The 21,303-nt window shown below is 60.9% G+C and carries 18 protein-coding genes, 1 tRNA gene and 1 riboswitch; of the genes, 18 read left to right on the top strand and 1 reads right to left on the bottom strand.

Features of this window, described 5'->3' with window-relative positions:
- Nucleotides 1–79 precede the first annotated feature (79 nt).
- A complete protein-coding gene (gene glyA, locus K6G35_RS12145) occupies nucleotides 80–1,327 on the bottom strand; it encodes a serine hydroxymethyltransferase (protein WP_008642266.1) in 1,248 nt (415 codons plus the stop codon).
- Between the two features lie 182 nt (nucleotides 1,328–1,509).
- Nucleotides 1,510–1,612, bottom strand: a riboswitch (ZMP/ZTP riboswitch).
- A gap of 166 nt (nucleotides 1,613–1,778) precedes the next feature.
- On the opposite strand from glyA, the gene ybgC reads away from it, so the two are divergent.
- From ybgC to K6G35_RS12055, 18 genes are all read left to right on the top strand, one after another.
- Nucleotides 1,779–2,183, top strand: a complete 405-nt coding sequence (gene ybgC, locus K6G35_RS12140) for a tol-pal system-associated acyl-CoA thioesterase (protein WP_008642267.1) — start codon at nucleotides 1,779–1,781, stop codon at nucleotides 2,181–2,183.
- A complete protein-coding gene (gene tolQ / locus K6G35_RS12135) occupies nucleotides 2,180–2,863 on the top strand; it encodes a protein TolQ (protein ID WP_011517252.1) in 684 nt (227 codons plus the stop codon). The genes ybgC and tolQ overlap by 4 nt, the downstream gene beginning before the upstream one ends.
- A 24-nt stretch (nucleotides 2,864–2,887) precedes the next feature.
- Nucleotides 2,888–3,325, top strand: coding sequence for a protein TolR (gene tolR / locus K6G35_RS12130; RefSeq protein WP_008642269.1), 438 nt, complete (start codon nucleotides 2,888–2,890; stop codon nucleotides 3,323–3,325).
- Between the two features lie 23 nt (nucleotides 3,326–3,348).
- Nucleotides 3,349–4,431: a cell envelope integrity protein TolA gene (tolA, locus tag K6G35_RS12125; RefSeq protein ID WP_495675774.1), complete on the top strand. Its 1,083-nt coding sequence runs from the start codon at nucleotides 3,349–3,351 to the stop codon at nucleotides 4,429–4,431.
- A gap of 213 nt (nucleotides 4,432–4,644) precedes the next feature.
- Nucleotides 4,645–5,985: a Tol-Pal system beta propeller repeat protein TolB gene (gene tolB, locus K6G35_RS12120; RefSeq protein ID WP_035884775.1), complete on the top strand. Its 1,341-nt coding sequence runs from the start codon at nucleotides 4,645–4,647 to the stop codon at nucleotides 5,983–5,985.
- A 19-nt stretch (nucleotides 5,986–6,004) separates the two neighbouring features.
- On the top strand, nucleotides 6,005–6,514 hold the full coding sequence (gene pal / locus K6G35_RS12115) for a peptidoglycan-associated lipoprotein Pal (RefSeq protein WP_011517248.1): 510 nt from the start codon (nucleotides 6,005–6,007) through the stop codon (nucleotides 6,512–6,514).
- A gap of 17 nt (nucleotides 6,515–6,531) precedes the next feature.
- Complete coding sequence (gene ybgF / locus K6G35_RS12110) at nucleotides 6,532–7,290, top strand: tol-pal system protein YbgF (protein ID WP_008642274.1); 759 nt, start codon at nucleotides 6,532–6,534, stop codon at nucleotides 7,288–7,290.
- Between the two features lie 190 nt (nucleotides 7,291–7,480).
- Complete coding sequence (gene queC, locus K6G35_RS12105; protein ID WP_008642275.1) at nucleotides 7,481–8,164, top strand: 7-cyano-7-deazaguanine synthase QueC; 684 nt, start codon at nucleotides 7,481–7,483, stop codon at nucleotides 8,162–8,164.
- Nucleotides 8,165–8,234: 70 nt separating this feature from the next.
- A complete protein-coding gene (locus K6G35_RS12100; protein ID WP_495675773.1) occupies nucleotides 8,235–9,350 on the top strand; it encodes a YeeE/YedE family protein in 1,116 nt (371 codons plus the stop codon).
- Nucleotides 9,351–9,419: 69 nt separating this feature from the next.
- Nucleotides 9,420–9,495: transfer RNA gene (locus K6G35_RS12095), tRNA-Lys, on the top strand.
- A 1,079-nt stretch (nucleotides 9,496–10,574) separates the two neighbouring features.
- Nucleotides 10,575–11,369: an ABC transporter permease gene (locus tag K6G35_RS12090; protein WP_008642277.1), complete on the top strand. Its 795-nt coding sequence runs from the start codon at nucleotides 10,575–10,577 to the stop codon at nucleotides 11,367–11,369.
- Complete coding sequence (locus K6G35_RS12085; protein ID WP_008642278.1) at nucleotides 11,366–12,028, top strand: ABC transporter ATP-binding protein; 663 nt, start codon at nucleotides 11,366–11,368, stop codon at nucleotides 12,026–12,028. Before K6G35_RS12090 ends, K6G35_RS12085 begins: the two co-directional genes overlap by 4 nt.
- Nucleotides 12,025–13,152 (top strand): KpsE/RkpR family capsule polysaccharide export protein, encoded by a 1,128-nt coding sequence (locus K6G35_RS12080; RefSeq protein ID WP_008642279.1) that lies wholly within the window; start codon nucleotides 12,025–12,027, stop codon nucleotides 13,150–13,152. Before K6G35_RS12085 ends, K6G35_RS12080 begins: the two co-directional genes overlap by 4 nt.
- Nucleotide 13,153: 1 nt before the next feature.
- Nucleotides 13,154–14,902 (top strand): polysaccharide biosynthesis/export family protein, encoded by a 1,749-nt coding sequence (locus K6G35_RS12075; protein WP_008642280.1) that lies wholly within the window; start codon nucleotides 13,154–13,156, stop codon nucleotides 14,900–14,902.
- 40 nt (nucleotides 14,903–14,942) lie between these two features.
- Nucleotides 14,943–17,150: a galactosyltransferase-related protein gene (locus tag K6G35_RS12070; RefSeq protein ID WP_495675772.1), complete on the top strand. Its 2,208-nt coding sequence runs from the start codon at nucleotides 14,943–14,945 to the stop codon at nucleotides 17,148–17,150.
- A gap of 112 nt (nucleotides 17,151–17,262) precedes the next feature.
- On the top strand, nucleotides 17,263–18,126 hold the full coding sequence (kdsA, locus tag K6G35_RS12065; RefSeq protein ID WP_495675771.1) for a 3-deoxy-8-phosphooctulonate synthase: 864 nt from the start codon (nucleotides 17,263–17,265) through the stop codon (nucleotides 18,124–18,126).
- 138 nt (nucleotides 18,127–18,264) lie between these two features.
- On the top strand, nucleotides 18,265–19,227 hold the full coding sequence (locus K6G35_RS12060) for a KpsF/GutQ family sugar-phosphate isomerase (protein ID WP_186424882.1): 963 nt from the start codon (nucleotides 18,265–18,267) through the stop codon (nucleotides 19,225–19,227).
- Nucleotides 19,211–21,262, top strand: coding sequence for a capsule polysaccharide biogenesis protein (locus K6G35_RS12055; RefSeq protein WP_495675770.1), 2,052 nt, complete (start codon nucleotides 19,211–19,213; stop codon nucleotides 21,260–21,262). Before K6G35_RS12060 ends, K6G35_RS12055 begins: the two co-directional genes overlap by 17 nt.
- Nucleotides 21,263–21,303: the final 41 nt, after the last annotated feature.

Here is a 21,303-nt window from a genome sequence, read left to right as displayed (position 1 = left end):
GGTTGTTGAAACGGCGCTGTCACCATAGAGGTGACAGCGCCGTTCGTGTGCGCTAACTATAGCGCGATCGACTGGCGAATCAGCCGTAGACCGGGAAGCGACGGGTCAGTGCGGCAACCTGTTCGCGCACGGCGGCGATGTTGGCCTCGTCGTGCGGGTTGTCCAGCACGTCGGCGAGCAGGTTGGCCACCTGGCGGGCTTCTTCTTCCTTGAAGCCGCGCGTGGTCATGGCCGGCGAGCCCAGGCGGATGCCCGAGGTGACGAACGGCTTTTCCGGATCGTTCGGGATCGCGTTCTTGTTCACCGTGATATGGGCGTCGCCGAGGATCTTCTCGGCTTCCTTGCCGGTGATCTTCTTGGCGCGCAGGTCAACCAGCATCACGTGGCTTTCCGTACGGCCCGACACGATGCGCAGACCGCGGGCGATCAGCGTTTCGGCCAGTGCGGCGGCGTTCTTGACCACCTGTTCCTGATACGCCTTGAAGTCCGGCTGCAGCGCTTCCTTGAAGGCTACGGCCTTGCCGGCGATCACGTGCATCAGCGGGCCACCCTGGATGCCCGGGAAGATGGCCGAGTTGATGGCCTTCTCATGCTCGGCCTTCATCAGGATCACGCCGCCGCGCGGGCCGCGCAGGCTCTTGTGGGTGGTGGTGGTCACGAAGTCGGCGTGCGGCACCGGGTTCGGGTACACACCGGCGGCGATCAGGCCGGCGTAGTGGGCCATATCCACCATGAAGTAGGCGCCAACTGCCTTGGCAACCTTGGCGATGCGTTCGAAGTCGATGCGCAGCGCGAAAGCCGATGCGCCGGCGATGATCAGCTTCGGCTTCTTCTCGTGGGCCAGCTTTTCCAGCGCGTCGTAGTCGATGTCTTCCTGCGCGTTCAGGCCGTAGCTGACCACGTTGAACCACTTGCCGCTCATGTTCAGCGCCATGCCGTGGGTCAGGTGACCGCCTTCGGCCAGGCTCATGCCCATGATCGTGTCGCCCGGCTTGAGCATGGCGAAGAACACGCCCTGGTTGGCCTGCGAGCCCGAGTTCGGCTGCACGTTGGCGGCTTCGGCGCCAAACAGTTGCTTCACGCGGTCGATGGCGAGCTGCTCCACCACGTCCACATACTCGCAACCGCCGTAGTAGCGCTTGCCGGGATAGCCTTCGGCGTACTTGTTGGTGAGCTGCGAACCCTGGGCGGCCATCACGGCCGGCGAGGTGTAGTTCTCGGAAGCGATCAGTTCGATGTGATCTTCCTGACGCTGATTTTCCTTCTGGATCGCGGCAAAGACTTCGGGGTCGATTTGCTCGATCGTGAAGCGGCTACGTTCAAACATGGCGTGACTCGTCTGTTTAAAAGGGAGAGCGGATGGCACGGCCGGTACGGAAACCGGATGCCTGTCGACGCTACTCTGTATTGCGGAATTTTCGCGTATTAGGGCGCGCGGGGAAGGCACTGGCGTCCAGCACCGGGGGCGCGAAAACGCGACCAGCCGGTGCAGGGCGCACCCTGCTTCCCATTCGCTGCCCAGGCGAGCGGCAGGCGCATCGAATATCACGCCCAATGAACTTGCGCTTCCTCGTGGTAGTACCCACTGACTTCGCCAGTCGCGCAAGGTGGAATGGTTGCCGCAGAGTTTACGCGAGCAAGCGGCTTGCCGCAAGACGATGGCGGGCCCGGATGCGCGCTCGGCCTTGATCCGGCAAGGCCTGGCGAGGATTGGCTCGCAACTTGCTGTTGCAAAGTCACACACGGGTTTACCAGTGCACTCCGTTACAATGCCCGCCATGCCAAATTTCGTATGGCCGCTGCGCGTGTATTGGGAAGATACCGACGCAGGCGGCGTGGTGTTCTACGCCAACTACCTCAAATTCTTCGAACGGGCCAGGACCGAATGGCTGCGCTCGCTCGGCGTCGAACAGCAGAGCCTCGCGGATTCGTCCGGCGTGGTCTTCATCGTCCGCAGCACGACTGTGGAATACAATGCGCCCGCCCGGCTGGACGACCAGCTCGAGATCCGTACGCATATCGAACGCGTCGGACCGGCGTCGGTCCAATTTGCCCAGGAAGCCTGGCGTGGCGAGCTGATGCTGGCCGCCGGCCAAATTCGAGTCGGATGTGTCGATAAAAGCACGTTCCGGCCGACCCCGATTCCTGCCCCTGTTCTCGCCACTATCAAAAACGCTCGATGAATCCAGTGACCGTCACGCAAGACCTGTCGATCATTTCGCTGGTACTTCACGCCAGTCTGCTGGCACAGGCCGTCATGGCCCTGCTGCTGGTGATGTCCCTGTTCTCGTGGACCTACATTTTCCGCAAGCACCTGGCACTGCGCGCCGCGCGCACGCAGACCGAGGGCTTCGAGCGCGATTTCTGGGCAGGCGGCGACCTGCAGGCGCTCTATAACAGTGCGGTCAACAATCGTCACAACACCGGCGCCCTGGAGCGGATCTTCGAATCGGGCATGGGCGAGTTCCTGAAGGCACGCGAGCGTGGCAACGAGGCCGGCGCGCTGCTCGACGCCGCCCGCCGCGCGATGCGCGCCGCGTACCAGCGTGAAATGGACGTGCTCGAATCGCACCTGCCGTTCCTGGCGTCGGTCGGTTCGGTCAGCCCTTATATCGGCCTGTTCGGCACGGTCTGGGGGATCATGAACGCATTCCGCGGTCTGTCGAATGTGCAGCAGGCAACGCTTGCATCGGTGGCGCCCGGTATCGCCGAGGCACTCGTGGCCACCGCGATCGGCCTGTTTGCAGCTATCCCGGCCGTGATCGCCTACAACCGGTATGCCACGGAAATCGACCGTCTGGCCATCCGGTTCGAAAGCTTCATGGAAGAATTCCTGAACATCCTTCAGCGCCAGACGCGTTAAACCGAGAGCGGGGGAGCACCAGTCATGGCAGCCATTCAGCGCCGCGGCGGATCACGCCGTCGGGCCAGTGCGGAAATCAACGTCGTGCCGTATATCGACGTGATGCTCGTGCTGCTCGTTATCTTCATGGTGGCAGCACCAATCGTGAACCCGGCCGTGGTGGACCTGCCGTCAGTGGCCAATGCCACGCCGCAGCAACAGACGCCGCCGATCATCGTCACCGTGCACGAGGACGGCGAGCTGACCGCGCGTGGCAAGGACAACGCCGGCAACGCGTTCGAGCGCAAGCTCGACAAGCGTGGCCTGATCGATTTCGTGCACCAGCGTCAGAATGAAAATCCGGACCAGCCGGTGGTGATTGCCGCCGACCGCTCCGTCAAGTACGAAGCCGTGCTCGACGTGATGTCCGTGTTGAAGGCCGATGGCGTCAAGCGCGTCGGCCTGATGGTGAAGTCCAAGTAAGCGCCTCAACGTCGCAACTCAAAGTGGCCAGCCTTTCGTCCCGTCATCCGCATCAACGGCCCGCGCGCGCGGTGGAAGCCGCCGCCTATCCGTACCAGCCAGTCAAGGAACGTGGCACGCTTCGCTCGTTCCTGCTGGCGCTGGTGATGCATCTGCTGCTCGGTATCGTGCTGTACTACGGTGTGCACTGGCAGAGCAGCACGCCGGTGGGAGCCGAGGCGGAGCTTTGGGAAGAGGTGCCGGACGTCGCGCCTGCACCACCGCCTCCGCCGCGCCCGGTGGAGCAGCCGCGTCCCACGCCGCCCGAGCCTGCCGTGCGCAGCAAGGTCGAGGAAGCGGCCGATATCGCCCTGGAACGCCAGAAGCGCAAGCAGGCCGAAGAGGCCGCCGAGCGCGAAGCGGCGAAGCAGGAGGCCGCGCGCAAGGAGCAGGAGCGCAAGGACCAGGCGAAAAAGGAACAGGAAAAGAAAGACCAGGAAAAGAAGGAAGCCCAGCGCAAGGAAGACCTGCGTCAGCAGCAACTCGAGGCGCAGCACAAGGAAGACGCGAAGAAAAAGGCCGACCAGGAACGCAAGGAAGCCGCGGACGCCAAGGCGAAGGCAGAGGCTGATCAGAAGGCGAAGGCCAAGGCTGACGCGGATGCCAAGGCGAAGGCCGATGCCGAGCAGAAAGCCAAGGCGAAGGCCGACGCCGATGCCAAGGCCAAGCGTGACGCCGCGGCCAACGCCCAGCGCAAGAGCGAACTGGCCCGCTTGCAGGCAATGGCAGGTGGCGGCGTTTCGTCCGGCGGTGGAGTCGGCAGCGCCGCGGGTTCGGGCGCCGGATCGGGAGGCAAGGCTTCTCCGGGCTACGCCGACCGCGTGCGTCGCCTCGTGAAGCCCAACATCATTTTTGGTGGCGATGTCGAGGGCAATCCTGCAGCCGTGGTGTCGGTCTCGCTGGCGCCGGATGGTTCGCTGCTGTCGGCGCGGCTGACCAAGTCGAGCGGCAATTCGGACTGGGACAACGCCGTGCTGCGTGCAGTGCACCGCTCCGACCCGCTGCCGCGCGATGAGGACGGCAAAGCACCCGCGAACTTCACGATTACGTTCAGGCCGAAGGGTTGAACGGCGAACCGTGTCGATAGCGCCATGTTTTGCAACATAATGCAACCTTCATCGTGGGCGTTAGGTCCCACCGCTACCATGAATGGTTGCCTGACGCGGCCGGCAGCGTGCAATACGTACGCTTGTGGGGCCATGCCAAGCCGCATGTCGCCCGTCTCGCCGTGTTTGCTGTGCCGCCGCAACGATGAAACCTGAAATCGACTGAGGAGCAGCATGCGAAAGCTTTGGGCCCCCAACTGGCTATCCCGACGCCAGAACGCCAATCCCACCCGCGACCAGAGCCGCCATGCCTTGATGGCGTGGCTGGCTGCGGCATTGATGTCGGCGGGCGCGGCGCACGCGCAACTGAACGTGGAGATCACCGGAGTTGGCTCGAACCAGTTCCCGGTAGCGACCGCCAACTTCCAGGGCGAGGCCCAGGCCCCGCAGAACCTGACCGCCATCATTCGCAGCGACCTGACGAACAGCGGACGCTTCCGCAACGTCGATCCCGCAGGTGCCACCGTGGCCGAATCGGCCCAGGTGGACCTGGGCAGCTGGAAGGCGAAGGGCGCCGACGCGTTCGTGGCCGGCAGCGTGACGCCGACCAGCAATGGCCAGTACGAGGTGCGTTTCCGCCTGTATGACACCGCCAAGGGGCAGAGCCTTGGCGGTCTGGCATTCACCGTCACGCAGGGCCAGCTCCGCGTGACCGCGCACAAGATCGCCGACTACATCTACGAGAAGCTGCTCGGCGAGCGCGGTGTGTTTGCCACGCGCCTGTCGTATGTGTCGAAGGTGGGCAATCGCTACCAGCTTCTGATCTCCGATTCGGATGGCCAGAACGCCCAGATCGCGCTGACCAGCACCGAACCGATCATCTCCCCCGCGTGGTCGCCCGATGGCCGCCGTGTGGCCTATGTCTCGTTCGAAGCCAGGAAACCGGTGGTCTACGTGCATGACCTGGCGACGGGCAAGCGTGTTGTGGTGTCGAATCAGAAGGGCAATAACAGCGCGCCGTCCTGGTCGCCCGATGGCCAGCACCTGGCCGTGTCGCTCTCCCGCGACGGCAACACGCAGATCTACCAGGTCAACGCCGATGGCTCAGGCCTGCGTCGCCTGACCCGCAGCAGCGCCATCGATACGGAGCCGCAGTTCTCCCCGGATGGCCGCAGCATTTATTTCACCAGCGATCGCGGCGGCGCGCCGCAGATCTACCGTATGCCGGCGTCTGGCGAGGAATCCGGCGCAGCGCAGCGCGTGACCTTCAAGGGCAGCTACAACGTCAGCCCGCGTATCTCGCCGGACGGCAAGTACCTGGCCTACATTTCGCGCAGCGGTGGCTTCAGGCTGCAACTACAGGACCTGTCGAACGGTGATGTGACGTCGCTCACCGATACGACCAACGATGAATCCCCGAGCTTCGCGGCCAACGGCAAGTACATTCTCTATGCCACCCGCGTGGGCGGCCGCTCCGTACTGGCGGCAGTCTCCACGGACGGACGCACCAAGCAGGTTCTGTCTCTCCAGTCCGGCGCTGTTCGAGAGCCGTCCTGGGGGCCTTTCATGCAGTAAAAAAGAGGAGTCTCTCGCCATGTCCCAAATGATGACCAAATCGCTCGCCATTGCTGCTCTGCTGGCTCTGGGCGCCTGCAGCTCGGGTGTGAAGCTCGACGACGCATCGAAGTCCGGCGCCGGCACCGGCGCGACCACCGACGCACGCAATGTGGCGCCGGTTGATGTTTCGCGTGACCCGCTGAACGACCCGAACGGCCCGCTGGCCAAGCGCAGCGTGTACTTCGATTTCGACAGCTACTCGGTGAAGCAGGACTACCAAGGCATGCTGCAAGCCCACTCGCAGTACCTGGGCAGCAACAAGAGCCGCAAGATCCTGATCCAGGGCAACACCGACGAGCGTGGCACCAGCGAGTACAACCTGGCACTGGGCCAGAAGCGTGCCGAAGCCGTGCGCCGTTCGCTGGCTGCGATGGGCGTGCCTGACTCGCAGATGGAAGCTGTGAGCCTGGGCAAGGAAAAGCCGAAGGCAACCGGGCACGATGATGCCTCGTGGGCCGAGAACCGTCGCGCCGATATCGTTTACTGATCCACGGATAATTCTTCATGAATGCTCGCGTTTCCACGCTGCTATGGCTGGCCGCTGTATCCGGCGGTGGCCTGCTGGCAGCCATTCCCGCGCACGCCGGCGTCTTTGACGACGACGAGGCGCGCCGTGCGGTGATCCAGATCCGGGACCAGTTCAACGGTTTCCAGGCCACGGCATCCCAGCGTATCGACCAGAACAGCCGGACCCTGCTCGACGCGCAGAACCAGCTCGAAGGTCTGCGCCAGGAGGTTGCCCGACTGCGCGGTCAGAATGAAGTGCTGCAAAACACGGTGGATACGCTGCAGAAGCAGCAGAAGGATTACTACGCTGACCTGGATGCGCGCCTGAAGAAATTCGAGCCGCAGCAGGTGACCGTGGAAGGGCGCGAGGGCATCGCCCAACCGACCGAGAAGCCGGAGTACGACGCAGCGCTGAAGCAGTTCCAGTCGGGCGACTTCAAGGGCGCGGGCAATGCCTTCTCGGCGTTTGCGAAGAAGTATCCGCAAAGCCCGTACTTGCCGCTGGCGCAGTTCTGGCTCGGCAATTCGCTCTACGCGCAGCGCGACTACAAGGGGTCGACCTACGTGCTGGATACCATGGTGAAGAACTTCCCGACGCACCCTAAGGCGCCGGACGCCATGATCGCCATCGCCAACAACCAGTTCGAATCTGGCCAGAAGGCCGCAGCCAAGAAGACACTGGAAGCCGTGGTGGCGAAATATCCGGGGACTGAAGGTGCCCAGGCCGCGAGCAACCGGCTGAAGACGCTGAAGTAACCGATACCGGTATGTAGTCCAGGAAAGGGTCCGCGCGAGCGGGCCTTTTTCTTTGGGCTGGCGCTTATCAATTGCCGTGGGATTCAGGCCATCAGCCGTGCCTGATCCTGCTGATCCGGCCACCGCGCTAAAATACGCGCTTCGCCCAATCCGGGCGTATTACAGCGCGCTTGTTCCGCGCGCAATCATCATGACCAAACGCGCCATCGTTCTGCTCTCCGGCGGCCTTGATTCCGCCACCGTCCTCGCCATGGCCAACGCGGCCGGCTTCGAAACCTATGCGCTGTCCATGCGCTATGGCCAGCGCCATTCATCCGAGCTTGAAGCGGCCAAACGCGTGGCGGCCGAACTCGGCGCGAAGCGCCACGAAATCATCGACCTCGACCTGCGCCGTTTCGGGGGGTCAGCTCTGACCGATGACGCGCTAGACGTGCCCACCGACGGCACCGCAGGCGGAATTCCGATCACTTACGTGCCGGCGCGCAATACGATTATGCTGTCGCTGGCGCTTGGCTGGGCCGAGGCAATTGGCGGACGCGACCTGTTTTTCGGCGCGAATGCCGTCGACTACTCCGGCTATCCGGACTGCCGGCCCGAATATGTCGCCGCCTATGAGGCGCTGGCCAACCTGGCTACGAAGGCTGGCGTAGAAGGCGATCGTTTTCACGTGCATGCGCCGATCATCGACATGACCAAGGCCGAGATCATTCTCGCGGGCGTGAAGCTCGGCGTCGACTACGGCTTGACCGTCTCGTGCTACAAGGCAGATGACGATGGCCGCGCGTGCGGCGTATGCGATTCGTGCCGGATTCGCCGGGCAGGGTTCGAGGCCGCCGGCGTGCCCGACCCGACCCGTTACCAGACCTCCAACTGATTGAAGAAGAGAGGGGCGCCGCCAGAGTGCCCCCTCCAGACAGAAATCCACGAGCCACCCCCGGTCCGACATGCCCGATATCGATATCCCAGCGCTTACGCGCACCGTGCTGCTGAGCACTTTCGTTCTGACCTTCCTGTTTGGCGCGATCCTGCAGCGCACGCATTTCTGCACGATGGGCGCCGTCTCCGACATCGTCAACATCGGTGACTGGAGCCGGATGCGTATGTGGATCATGGCCATTGGCGTGGCAATGATCGGCACTGGCGTACTGGCCTGGGCTGGCCTGATCGATCCGACCAAGACGATCTACACCTCGGCCAGGCTCGGCTGGCTGTCTGCGGCAGTGGGCGGCTTGATGTTCGGCTTCGGCATGGTGCTGGCGTCGGGCTGCGGCAGCAAGACGCTTGTACGGATTGGCGCCGGCAACCTGAAGTCGCTGGTGGTGTTCGTCTTCCTGGGGCTCTCGGCCTATATGACGTTGCGTGGCCTGTTCGGCGTGGTGCGAGTGAGCACGGTCGATACCGTGGCTGTCACACTGCCGGCGACGCAGGATCTGCCGTCGCTTATCGCGCATGGCACCGGCCTGGCGCGCGGCACGTTGCAACTGGCGCTGGGTGTGGTGATCGGCGCCGTGCTGGTTATCTGGGCGCTGCTCGGCAACGGCTTTCGCACGTTCGACAACCTGCTGGGCGGGCTGGCGGTTGGGTTGATCATCGTCGGCATGTGGTATGTATCGGGCCATATCGGCTATGTGTCCGAGGACCCGAACACGCTCGAGGAACTGTTCGTGGCCAGCAACAGCGGTCGCATGGAAAGCCTGAGCTTCGTGGCGCCGTATGCGTACACCCTGGACTGGCTGATGATGTTCAGCGACAAGAGCAAGGTGCTGACGATCGGCATTGTCAGCGTGTTCGGCGTAATCGCTGGCGCGGCAGCCTATGCGTTGGCCTCGCGCACGTTCCGCTGGGAGGGATTCGGCAATGCCGAGGACGTGGCCAACCATATGGTCGGAGGCATCCTGATGGGGGCAGGCGGCGTCACGGCGCTGGGCTGCACCGTGGGGCAGGGGCTGTCGGGTGTGTCGACGCTGGCAGTCGGCTCGTTCATCGCTTTCGCCGCGATCATCGTCGGGGCAGTGCTGGCGTTCAAGTACCAGATCTGGCGGCTCGAACGCATGGCCTAAAGCGCCGGGCGAGCCGTCATGCTTGACAGTCAGTAGGAGTATCCCTATAATCGCCGATTCAGTTTTTGCGGGTCGTTAGCTCAGTCGGTAGAGCAGCGGACTTTTAATCCGTTGGTCGCGTGTTCGAGTCACGCACGACCCACCAGTATTACGAAGGGCCTGTGGCGAAAGTCACAGGCCCTTTTTGTTTTTATACCCCCGCAATGGGGGGTAATTAATCGGGCTCCCTGTGCTACGTGTTCTCCATCTCATAAGTACAGATTGCAGGGCGACGCCCTGAGTACAGTGAATACGATGGCCGTCCCGGTTATTCTCCGGCATCGTTTGATGGTCGATAAAACGTAATTTCCAGGTCGGGAACGGCTTGACATCAAGATAATCCATGACGAGGAGCGGACTCGCTCCAGAGCGGCTGTGGCCTATTCTCCATCGCTGTGTCCAATGTCGCCATTTCTTAGCGAATATTCCGCCGGTACATTGGCCATTTATGCGGATTTAGTCCATAATAATCAATGACTTAAATAATGATGAGCGCTCTGGTTGTTCATCTGTTCCCCCGTAAAGGTGCGCGCAATACCCTCATTATAAATTCGCATTATCGCCGGTATTGCCTGATGTCCCTTGGTAATCAGTGGCAGCGTCGGAATTCATTGCCTGAATTTCGTTGATTCATCAACATAATCGCAAATCGCGATCACTGCCATGTATGCGGAAGAGAGGTGTCAAGCCTCATATGGGGGATATGTCAAATTGTCAGTTTTTGTTGCACTTTAATCAATTCGTGCATTAGCATTGCGGCCGTTGTCGTAGTGGATATAGCCATCAAGTCTCGGATCGTTCAGGAAACTTGAGGAATGGGGAAGGTGCTTGGGACAGTCCTGTCTAGACAGGACTGTCGTGTGCATTGGAAAAAGCGATTGGAAGTCCGTAGTCTTTGCCGGTCAGGCAGGCTGCTGCCATGGCCAAATGAAGTAGGCACGTCAAAAGGAGCGCGCTGCTCCTTGCTGGAGCCTGCCTGCCATTCTAGGCGTGGCCAGGACCGGCTCCTGTCTGTTCCTCCGTTCTCTCACCCGGTTTCTGATCATCAGCCTTCGCGCGCTTTCTGCTGCGATGGGCGCGTCCTGTGCCGACCTCCTCGTCCCCGGGGAGTCAGGCGTCCGCTCGGCGTTGCTTCGCCTTTGGTGAAGCCGCATCACTGGTGAACACAACACAAAAATACGAACAATGAACCGGACATCGGTCCGCACCGACTTCTCCGTTGCTTTTTCCGTCTGGCAGGCGCTGTTCCTGCGCGAGGCGAACGGCCGCCTGGCGGCTGGTCGTTCCGCGTGGCTGTGGATCCTGCTCGAACCGGCGGCACACCTCGTTTTTCTGATGGTGGTGATCGGCGTGCTGAGACATGCCGTGGTTCGGGGCGCCAATATCGAGGTGTTCGTGCTGGTTGGTGTGTGGAGCTTTTTCCTGGTGCGGAATATCGCGCAGCGCGGCATGGATGCGATTCAGGCGAACGCTGCGCTGTTCTCCTACCGGCAGGTGCGGCCCGTGGACACTGTGCTGGTGCGCGCCGCTGTCGAGGCATTCCTGTACCTCATCGTTGGCGCGATTCTGTTGACTGCGCTGGCGCTGTTCGACATCGACATACGGCCCTCGAATCCGTTGCTGGTCATCGGTGCGGGTGGCCTGCTCTGGACGTTCGGACTCGGTCTCGGGCTGATTCTCTCGGTGGTCGAGACGCTATTGCCCGAGGTCGGCAAGATCGTCCGGCTTCTGTTCACGCCGCTATATTTCCTGTCCGCCGTCATGTACTCGGTGTCGAACCTGCCGCAAGGCGGGATGCGTGACACGGTGCTCGCCAATCCGATCACGCATGGCGTGGAAGCAATGCGCATTGGATGGTTCGCCGCGTATCACGGCGCAACACAGATCAGTCTGGGTTACCTGGGCTTTTGTGCTTTGTCGACGATGTTCCTGGGGCTGGCCTTGCACGTGCGATACGCGACAAGGCTGACGGCGCAATGATCGAGGTCTCCGACGTTCACAAGCGCTATCGCACCTCACATGGCTCGAAGTGGGTGCTCAAGGGCGTGTCGCTCAAGATCGCCCGGCATAGCCGGGTGGCGCTGATCGGTGCTAACGGCGCGGGCAAATCGACGCTGCTGCGCCTGGTGGGCGGCATCGATCAGCCAAACGGCGGAAAGATTGTCCGCAATTGCCGCGTGTCCTGGCCGCTTGGGTTGAGTGGTGGATTCCAGGGGTCGCTCAGCGGACGGCAGAACACCAAGTTCGTCTGCCGCATTCACGGCGTCAGGGACGAACTGAACGAGAAGCTTGAGTTCGTGCGCGAGTTCTCCGAACTCAACGACGCCTTTGATGACCCGGTGAAGACCTACTCGTCGGGTATGCGGTCGCGACTCGCCTTCGCGCTGTCGCTCGCTTTCGACTTCGACACCTATCTGGTCGACGAACTGACGTCGGTGGGCGACGCGGCGTTCAAGCGCAAGTCCCAGAAGGCCTTCGAGGACCTTGTCGGGCGAGCGGGCCTGGTCATGGTTTCGCACAGCGAATCCACGTTGAAAAATTTCTGCCAATCGGCGGTCTGGCTGCATCAGGGCCGCGCGCATTGGTTCGATTCCGTCGAGGAGGCTCTGCGGGAGTACAGGGGAAGTATTTCGGGATGATGAAGACGATTACGTCGGGCGCGGTCGGCCAGGTTGGCCGCATTACGCGCCTGAACCGCATTTGGCAGTTGGCCTTCGGCGCCTGCCTGTTGGCTGTTGTGTACTGGAGCGTAATTGCCTCCGACCGCTATGTGTCTGAAGCGCGCGTCGTGGTGGAGCGCAGCGATGGCGTGGGCGCTAGCGCTTCTGACTTCACGTCGCTGTTGACCGGCACGTCCTCCGCGCCGCAGGACCTGTTGTTGCTGCGCGAATACCTGCTCTCCGTGGACATGCTCAAGAAGCTGGACGCGCGTCTCGGCCTGCGCAAGCACTACGCGGATAGCCATCGTGACCCGTTGTCGCGGCTGTGGTTTGAGGATGCTTCGCTGGAGCGCTTTCATGATTACTACCTTAAACGCGTGAGCGTCGATTACGATGACTTCGCGCGCGTGTTGGTGATCCGGGTCGAGGGCTTCAGCGCTGACATGGCCCACGACATCGCCCAGGAACTGGTGTCCGAAGGCGAGCGCTTCATGAACGAGATGACCCATCGCATCGCCAGCGAGCAGGTGGTCTACATCGAGAAACAGGTGCACGACCAGGGCGAGCGGCTGAAAGCGGCGCGTCAGGCGCTGGTGGCCTACCAGAACGCCAACGGTCTGGTGTCGCCGCGTGGCGAAGTCGAAAGCCTCTCCGGCGTGGTGGCAAACGCGGAAGCCACGCTTGCCGAGCTCAACGTCAAGCGGAACTCCCTCAAGGAAATCTACACGGCACAGTCGCCGACCATCCAGCACCTGGATGCGCAGATCGCCGCCGTGGAGCGGCAGATTGCCGAGCAGCATGGCCGGATGGTGTCGACCAAGGGACGTGGCCTGAACCGCGTGGTCGAAGAGCACGATCGCCTGCAGGCGGCAGCCGAATTCGCGTTCGACATCTACAAGACGGCCATCGGCGCCCTTGAAAAGGCGCGTATCGAAGCTACCCGCAAACTCAAGAACGTTGCCGTGGTGCAGAGCCCGACCCGGCCGGAGTACCCGCTCCAGCCCCGACGGCTCTACAACATTGTGGTGTTCGTGCTGGCGACCTCAATGCTGGCAGGTGTAGTGCAACTGCTGAGCGCCATCATCCGCGACCACCGAGACTGACATGCTCAGAAGAATCATCGCCACTGGCGCGGTTGCCGCCAGCCTCGCAATCATGCCGGTACACGCGCAGACTTCGTCGCGCTCGCTCGGTGTCGGACAAATGGAATACGCCGCCCTGGCAGCGCAAGGTGGCACGTTGCTGACAGGAATGCCGGTCAGCGGCGGCGTGCCTGCGGTGCCTGCCGCCGCGCCGGTGGTGCCCGCCCGCCTGGACACGGCAGCGCCGGCCAACGCGCCGCAGAACAATGACTACGCGGCCAATATGGCGAGCGACGCCTTTGGCGCGCAACTGTTCACGGGGGCGTTCAGTCGAGACAGCTCGGCGCTCTTCAATCCAAGCCATGTGATTTCGGTCGGGGACCGCATCCAGCTGCGCATGTGGAACGGCTACAACCTTGACACCGTGCTTGTGGTGGATGCCGGCGGCAACATCCTGCTGCCCGAGGTTGGCCCCTTCCACGTCCAGGGCACGACCAACGGCAACCTGCAGACCGCCGTCGGCAATGCACTGCGCCGCGCGTTTGCCAGCAAGGTATCGATCTACGCCAGCCTGCTGGCCGCGCAGCCGGTGCGGGTGTACGTGACCGGCGCCGTGCGTCGCCCTGGCATGTACGACGGCACATCGAGCGACAGCGTGCTGCGCTATCTCGATCAGGCGGGCGGCATCGACCCGGATCGTGGATCGTTCCTGGACGTTGCGATCAAGCGGGCCAACCAGACGCTGGACGTCGTGAATCTCTACGACTTCCTGCTCAAGGGGGACCTCACGGCACGGCAACTCAACAACGGCGACGTGATCTTCGTGCAGGCCCGCAAGAAAACCGTAAAGGTGAGCGGCTTGGCCGAGAACGCAAAGCGCTTCGAGTTCATGGGCGATATCGCCCGTCTCGACCAGTTCGTTCGGCTAGCCAGGCCCTTGCCGTCGGCCACCAACGTGCGGGTGGTCCGCAATACCGGAACGGTGAAGAACGTCGAGTACTTCCGGATCTCCGAAGGTCATCAGATCGTGCTGCATGACGGCGACGAGATTGATTTCACAGCCGACAAACGTCCCGGCACGATCACGGTGCGCGTCGAGGGGGAGCACACTGGCCCGCAAGAGTTCGTGTTGCCCTATGGCAGCCGCATGGGGCAACTGCTGAAGCAGGTGCAATTCACGCCGGAATCGGATGCCGCAAGCATTCAGCTGTTCCGTCTGAGCGTGAAGGATCGCCAGCAGACATTGCTGGCCACCACCCTGAAGAGCCTGGAGTCGAGCGTGCTGACCGCCCGTTCGGGCACCGCCGAAGAGGCCCAACTGCGCAAGGAAGAAGCCGCGCTGGTGCTGCAGTGGGTGGAACGCGCCAAGAAGATTGAAGCGTCCGGCCAGACCCTGATCTCGAAATCCGCCGCGCGGGATGACCTGTTGCTTGAAAACGGCGACGTCCTGCGTGTGCCGGTCAAGGATGGGCTCGTGCTGGTGAGCGGGGAAGTGCTCTTCCCGAACGCCATCGCCTTCGACGGGCGCATGGATCTGGACGACCTGATTCAACAGGCTGGCGGCTTCTCACAGAACGCCGATACGTCGCGAATCATCATCGCGCATCGCGACGGCAGTTTCTCGGACGGCAAGAAGGACGGCACAGTTTATCCGGGCGATGAAATCATGGTGTTGCCGAAAATCGATTTCAAGACGCGCCAGTTCGCCAAGGACGTGTTCCAGATTCTTTATCAGATTGCGATTAGTGCCAAGGTGGTTCTGGGTTTGTAGCAATTGAACGCATAAATTGAAATTTAAGGGACTTGAATAAATGCTCAGCAATATGAATTCAATTGATACGCCAGATTTCTCTGTCGACGTAATTATTGCGGTTCGTTCCAGGGATGAATATGACGTCATCGAACGGCTTCGGTGGCGAACGACTTATCGACTTCCTGGAAATATCAGGTTCTTGGTCGTCGACTACGGATCGAGCCCGGAAGAGAGCGCAAAGATTAGCGAAGTATGCCGGAATGGTGGCTTCACGTACATTTACGTTGATGCGCGAGGTGAAATCTGGAATGCATCGGAGGCACGAAACGCGGCAATTCTGGAATCCACGGCTGAATATCTTCTGTTCGAAGACGTTGATCTTGTGAATCACGTGGATTTCTATAACTGGCTAAATATTCAGATCAAGTCTCTCATTATTAAGGGCGGTTGGCCATTCATCGTTGCGCCGGTGTCTTACCTGACTCAGGAGGCTGCTGAATCCTTCTCCGGTGCTGCATTTGATGATGAAACCTATGCAGATCTGACGACGGAGATCAACGATCCTGATTCGACGGTTATCGAATTTCATGCACCAGTGTCGTCGTATATGCTCTGCCGTCGTCAGGATGTCATCAGTATCGGCGGCCACGATCCAGCATTCGAAGGCTGGGGGCTCGAGGATTCTGATTTCGCTTTGAAGTTGCTGAGGGCAACTGAGACTCAGAAGCCAAGAGAGTTCTATCGTCTCGATACCCGAAAATATAGCGATCAGGTCCAGTGGCGTGGCTGGCGGGCGCTTTTTCGTGTGTACGGCGATCTCCTCGCAAACAAGGGCATCTACTCCTTTCATATCTGGCATCCGATTGCATCCCATCGATCCGTAGCTGTTCGGGAGCGAAATCTCAAGATTTTCAAGCATAACTCGCAATTGTACGGAGATCAGAAGTTCACGCCCACGCCGCTTTGGAACAGCAAGAAGCCGACGCATCTCTTCTTGGGCAAGAATCCGCACTCCTTCAATACCGCGGTCTTTGAAGTCTTCAATAATCCTTTACTTATTGAAGAGCATGATATCGAACCACGCAATGTAGGAGAGTTGATCGAAAAATATTCAATCGAATCGATCATCTTCAACAATCCTTATGCAACACCCAGACGCCAGGCGATTTACGAGAAATGTAAAGAGCTTGGGGTAGCAACATATGTGGTGGAACGTGGTGCGCTTCCCTGGTCAATCTATATTGATCGGCACGGGTTCTGTGCGGAAAGCACGGCATATCAGGAGTCGAACTGGCCGGTAGATCTGTCGGACGAAAGGCGCGCCAATACCATTGACTATATTAGTTCGCTCAAGATCGAGGGCGTTGCCTTGGAGCCGCAGTCCAATATGATTGGTGGCAAGAATCTGAAGCGAACACTGTTCGGGGAGTCCATTGAGACGAAGATACTCTTTGTCGCAATGCAGTCCCCTAGCGACACAACGACGAACTTCTTCTGCGGTCAGATTAAAACCTATCAGGACTTCGTAAATGAGGTTCGATTGTTGCCAGAATTTCTGGGTCCCGAGTGGCGTGTTGTCTACAAAAATCACCCCCTTACTCTGGACAAAGAGAAATTCGCTGGTGCCGTAAATGTGGACGATTACCATATTGGCGATATCCTGGAAATGGCGGATGCGGTCACCCTCATTAATAGTGGTGTGGGTGTGCTATCGGCTGCTTATGGAAAGCCAGTGTTCTATTTTGGTGAGGCCTTCTACGCCTGCGATGGCCTAAATGCTCACGTCGCGTCCGCGATGGATCTTGCCGGGAAGATCAGTGAATTCAAGACAGTGGATTCCGAGAAAATGATCCGATTCTTCTCGTACCTGATCCACGATTTCTATTCTTTTGCAAAATGGGAAAGAAAGGAGCGGAAGCACACGGATAAAGCAAAGTTGTCCATTTCCGAGAACATCAAATATGAAGTGGTCAGGGTTCCTGGCCGAGCTGAGTCGATCGTACGTTCGCGAAAGATCGTCGACCTTCAGAGAAGCATGCTGTTCGACCGCTATCGTCTCGACGAGTACATGTCGAGGCAGGCACCTGTGTCGAGAAGTGCAGTAAATGCTGCATCCGAGAAGTCAGCAGTACCAATCGTCGTGGCAAGAACTGAAATTCGACCTAAAACGCAGGGGTCGGCGTTCGGGCGGAAATGGAGAAAACTGGTGCGCGATCCGAAGTTGTTTATCGCTGATGCACTCCTGAAGCGGCGAGCCTCGCAATAAGTCTCCTATCGCATCGGTGAGCGCGATTGTGCTTGCTCGTCCTTTGCCGACTTACGAATTCAAGGCACTCGAATTTGGAGAGTGATCCTTTGAGCGTGAAGAAGCGTTGGCAATGGCATACCCCGAATCCACGGAGAATCTGATGCTCGATATCGACAATATTCAAAACACCGCCCCGTTCACCCTCTTCGGCGGCATCAACGTTCTCGAATCGCGCGATCTCGCCATGCGGGCGTGCGAGGAATACGTGCGCGTGACGCAGAAGCTCGGCATTCCCTACGTTTTCAAGGCCAGCTTCGACAAGGCCAACCGTTCCTCGATCCATTCCTATCGAGGGCCTGGGCTGGAAGAGGGCATGAAGATCTTCGAGGCGGTCAAGGCGGCGTTCGGGGTACCGGTGATCACCGATGTCCATGAGCCGTGGCAAGCGGCCCCGGTGGCCGAGGTGGTTGACGTGCTCCAGTTGCCGGCGTTCCTGGCGCGGCAGACCGATCTTGTCGTCGCGCTGGCCAAGACGGGCAAGCCGATCAACATCAAGAAGCCGCAGTTCCTGAGCCCGTCGCAAATCCTGAACATCGTCGAGAAGTTCAAGGAGGCGGGTAACGATCAGTTGATGCTGTGCGACCGCGGCACCTGTTTCGGCTATGACAACCTCGTGGTTGACATGCTTGGCTTTGGCGTCATGAAGCGCGTGACGAACAACTTGCCGATCATCTTCGACGTGACACACGCGCTGCAGCAGCGCGATCCGGGCGGTGCGGCGTCGGGCGGCCGGCGGCAGCAGGTGGTGGATCTGGCGCGCGCCGGCATGGCGGTGGGTCTTGCGGGTCTGTTCCTGGAAGCGCATCCGGACCCGGACAACGCCAAGTGCGATGGTCCGAGCGCGTTGCCGCTGGACAAGCTGGAGCCGTTCCTCGCGCAGATCAAGGCGGTGGATGACCTCGTCAAGTCGTTCACGCCACTGGTCATCGACTGAAGCCGCCGTCGGGATGACAGAGGCTGGAACTCCGGCATGAAGGGGCCGGCTGTAGTCGCGTGAGCAGAGCAAAGACAAACAGCACAAGTACAAGCAACACAAATACAAGCAGAACAAAGAAGAGCAGGAGTAGAAGTCATGGAAGGGGTCATCTCGCTGGCACGCAATGTTGTTGCCACGGAGATTCAGGCGCTGGATCGCATGTCCAGTCGCATCGGTGCGGCGTTCGAAGCCGCCATCGACATCGTGTTGGGCGCACGCGGCCGCGTGGTCGTGGTGGGCATGGGCAAATCTGGACTGATCGGGAAGAAGATCGCGGCGACGATGGCATCGACGGGTACGCCGGCATTCTCGGTGCATCCGGGTGAAGCGTTCCACGGTGATCTCGGCATGATCAAGCCGATCGACGTGGTGTTGATGATCTCGAACAGCGGCGAAACCGAGGAACTGATTCGTATCCTGCCGTTCCTCGAGTATCAGAAGAATCCTGTGATCGCCATGACAGGGCGTCCGGATTCGACGCTCGGACGACACGCGGACGTCGTGCTCGACGTTTCAGTCGAAAAAGAGGCCTGCAACAACAACCTGGCGCCAACCAGTTCGACGACGGCGGCGCTGGTCATGGGCGATGCGCTGGCCGTGGTGCTCTCGATGAAGCGCAACTTCCAGCCCGAGGACTTCGCGCGGTTCCATCCGGGCGGTAGTCTGGGGCGCCGATTACTGACGCGCGTGGCCGATGTCATGCACAAGGAGAACCTCCCGGTCTGCGCTGCCGACGCGACGTTCCGCGACGTGGTGCATGTGGTCAACCGTGGCCGTCTGGGTATGGCGCTCGTGATGCAGGGTGAAGCGTTGCTGGGCATCATTACCGATGGCGATATCCGCCGTGCGTTCGATTCCGATCGTGACTACCGGTCGATCCTGGCCAGGGACATCATGTCCGTCGATCCGAAGGTGGCGTCGCCTGATGAGCGCTTCGCGGACGCCGAGGCGCGCATACATGCCGCACGCATCGGTGGTCTGGTGGTGAAGAACGATGTGGGCCGCGTGGTCGGCATTCTTCAGATCCACGACCTTGGCGCCGATGAGCCGGCCGTGTGACGGTGCCATCGGTATCCTTTCCCGCGGGATACTTGGCATCGAGCATCTGCAGACGCTGCTGGGCGAGAACGTAGTCATGGTTTCGTCCGTGCGGCGCACGGCTGAGGGGCTGACAGGCGTTGCCGCCTGGGGGCGGCGTCCGACCGCGCGCAAGGCGTGGGCGTTCGCGCGCGCGCGCGGCATCGAACGCATGCTCTGCCTTGAAGATGGTTTCCTCCGCTCGATGCATCCCGGTGCTTCGTCGCCGACCTGCTCGCTCGTGGTCGACGACCTCGGCATCTTCTATGACGCCACGACGCCGTCACGTCTGGAGTCGATGATCGCCGCGCCGCTTTCCGCGGAGGAAAACGAACGTGCGCTGCGATTGATCGCGCAATGGCGTGCGGCTGGGGTATCGAAGTACAACTACGCTCCGGACCCGACGCAATTGGCTGATACGACGGATACGCCCTATGTGCTCGTGATCGACCAGACTGCGAACGATGCCTCCGTGCAATACGGTCTTGCGGATGCGGAGAGCTTTCAGACGATGCTCGGTGCCGCGATGCGGCTGTATCCCGGCTGCAAGGTTGTGGTCAAGGAGCACCCGGAGGTCAAGTTGGGGCGCAAGCAGGGCTATGTCGGCGCCATGCTCGATCGTGGCGAGTATCGGGACGTGCTGCGTCTGCAGGAAGATGTTCATGTCGTCCCGCTGCTTCGGCAGGCAACCGCCGTGTTCGTGGTCACGTCGCAGGTGGGCTTCGAGGCCTTGCTGCACGGCAAGCCGGTGCACACGTTCGGCATGCCGTTCTATGCGGGATGGGGACTGACGCAGGACGCCCTGCGCGCGCCAGAGCGCCGAATCCCGGTTTCCCTGCCGCAACTGGCCTTTGCCGCGCTGGTGCGCTACACGCGATATGTATCGCCGCACACCGGGCAGCGTTGCGATGTGGAGGACGCGATCGAGTATCTGGCACTTCAGCGTCGCACGCGGCAACAGTTGCCCGCACATGTGCACGCCATCGGCTTCTCCCGATGGAAGCGTCCCATCCTCCGGCAATTCCTCCAGGGTCACACCGTTCGCTTTCATCGCCGTGAACGCACGATTCCGCCACAGGCGACCGTGCTGCGCTGGGGCAGGGGACAACTGCCTTGCCCGCGTGCGGACTGGTCCGTCGTCACGGTCGAGGACGGATTCCTCCGTTCCGTTGGCCTGGGCGCGCAACTCGTGCGTCCGGTGTCATGGGTGTTCGACGACGTCGGCATCTACTACGACGCGACGCAGCCCTCGGTGCTGGAGCGGTTGCTGGCGGAGACGTCGTTCGATGCCGCAACGCTGGCGCGCGCGGCACGGCTACGCGACGCCATCGTGCGGACTGGCATCACCAAGTACAACGTCGGCGGTGGCACGTGGCAACGGCCCGCGCACGTGGGGGACGTTGTGCTGGTGGTGGGGCAGGTGGAAAGCGACGCATCGCTGCGTTTCGGCGCGCCGGGCATTCACACCAATCGGGCGTTGCTTGAAGCGGCCCGTCGGGAAGCGCCGGATGCCTACATCGTCTACAAGCCTCATCCGGATGTGATGGCGGGCCTTCGCGGCAGCCGCGATGCGGAGTTGGGGCTTGGCACGCTGTGCGACGAGCTGGTGTCCGACTATCCCATGCACCAGTTGATCGAGTCAGTGGACAGGCTGCATGTCCTCACCTCGCTTGCCGGATTCGAGGCGCTGCTGCGTGGCAAGCCGGTGACCACGCATGGGATGCCGTTCTACGCGGGATGGGGCCTGACCGATGATCGCTGCGTCAATCCGCGCCGTCAGCGCGTCTTGACGCTGGAAGCACTGGTTGCGGGTGCGCTGATTCTGTATCCGCGCTACGTGTCGCGCTACCCGGGTGCAGGCTTTGCATCGCCGGAGCAGGTGATCGCGGACCTGCTGACATGGAAGCACGAACGCCAGAGGACCGGTGGGCGGCTACTGCGAACGCTCATGCAGCCGCTTTTGCGGCGATGGGCGAGACCAGCGGCCAGGGGGCTCGCCAATCCAAGACCCGACTGACGGGCGACGATCCAGAAAACAAGAACATACCAGTTACCACA

It is taken from the genome of Cupriavidus sp. HY129, from assembly GCF_059492215.1.
Note: the sequence above shows the minus strand (reverse complement) of the source record. Positions and strands in the feature narration are given on the sequence as shown.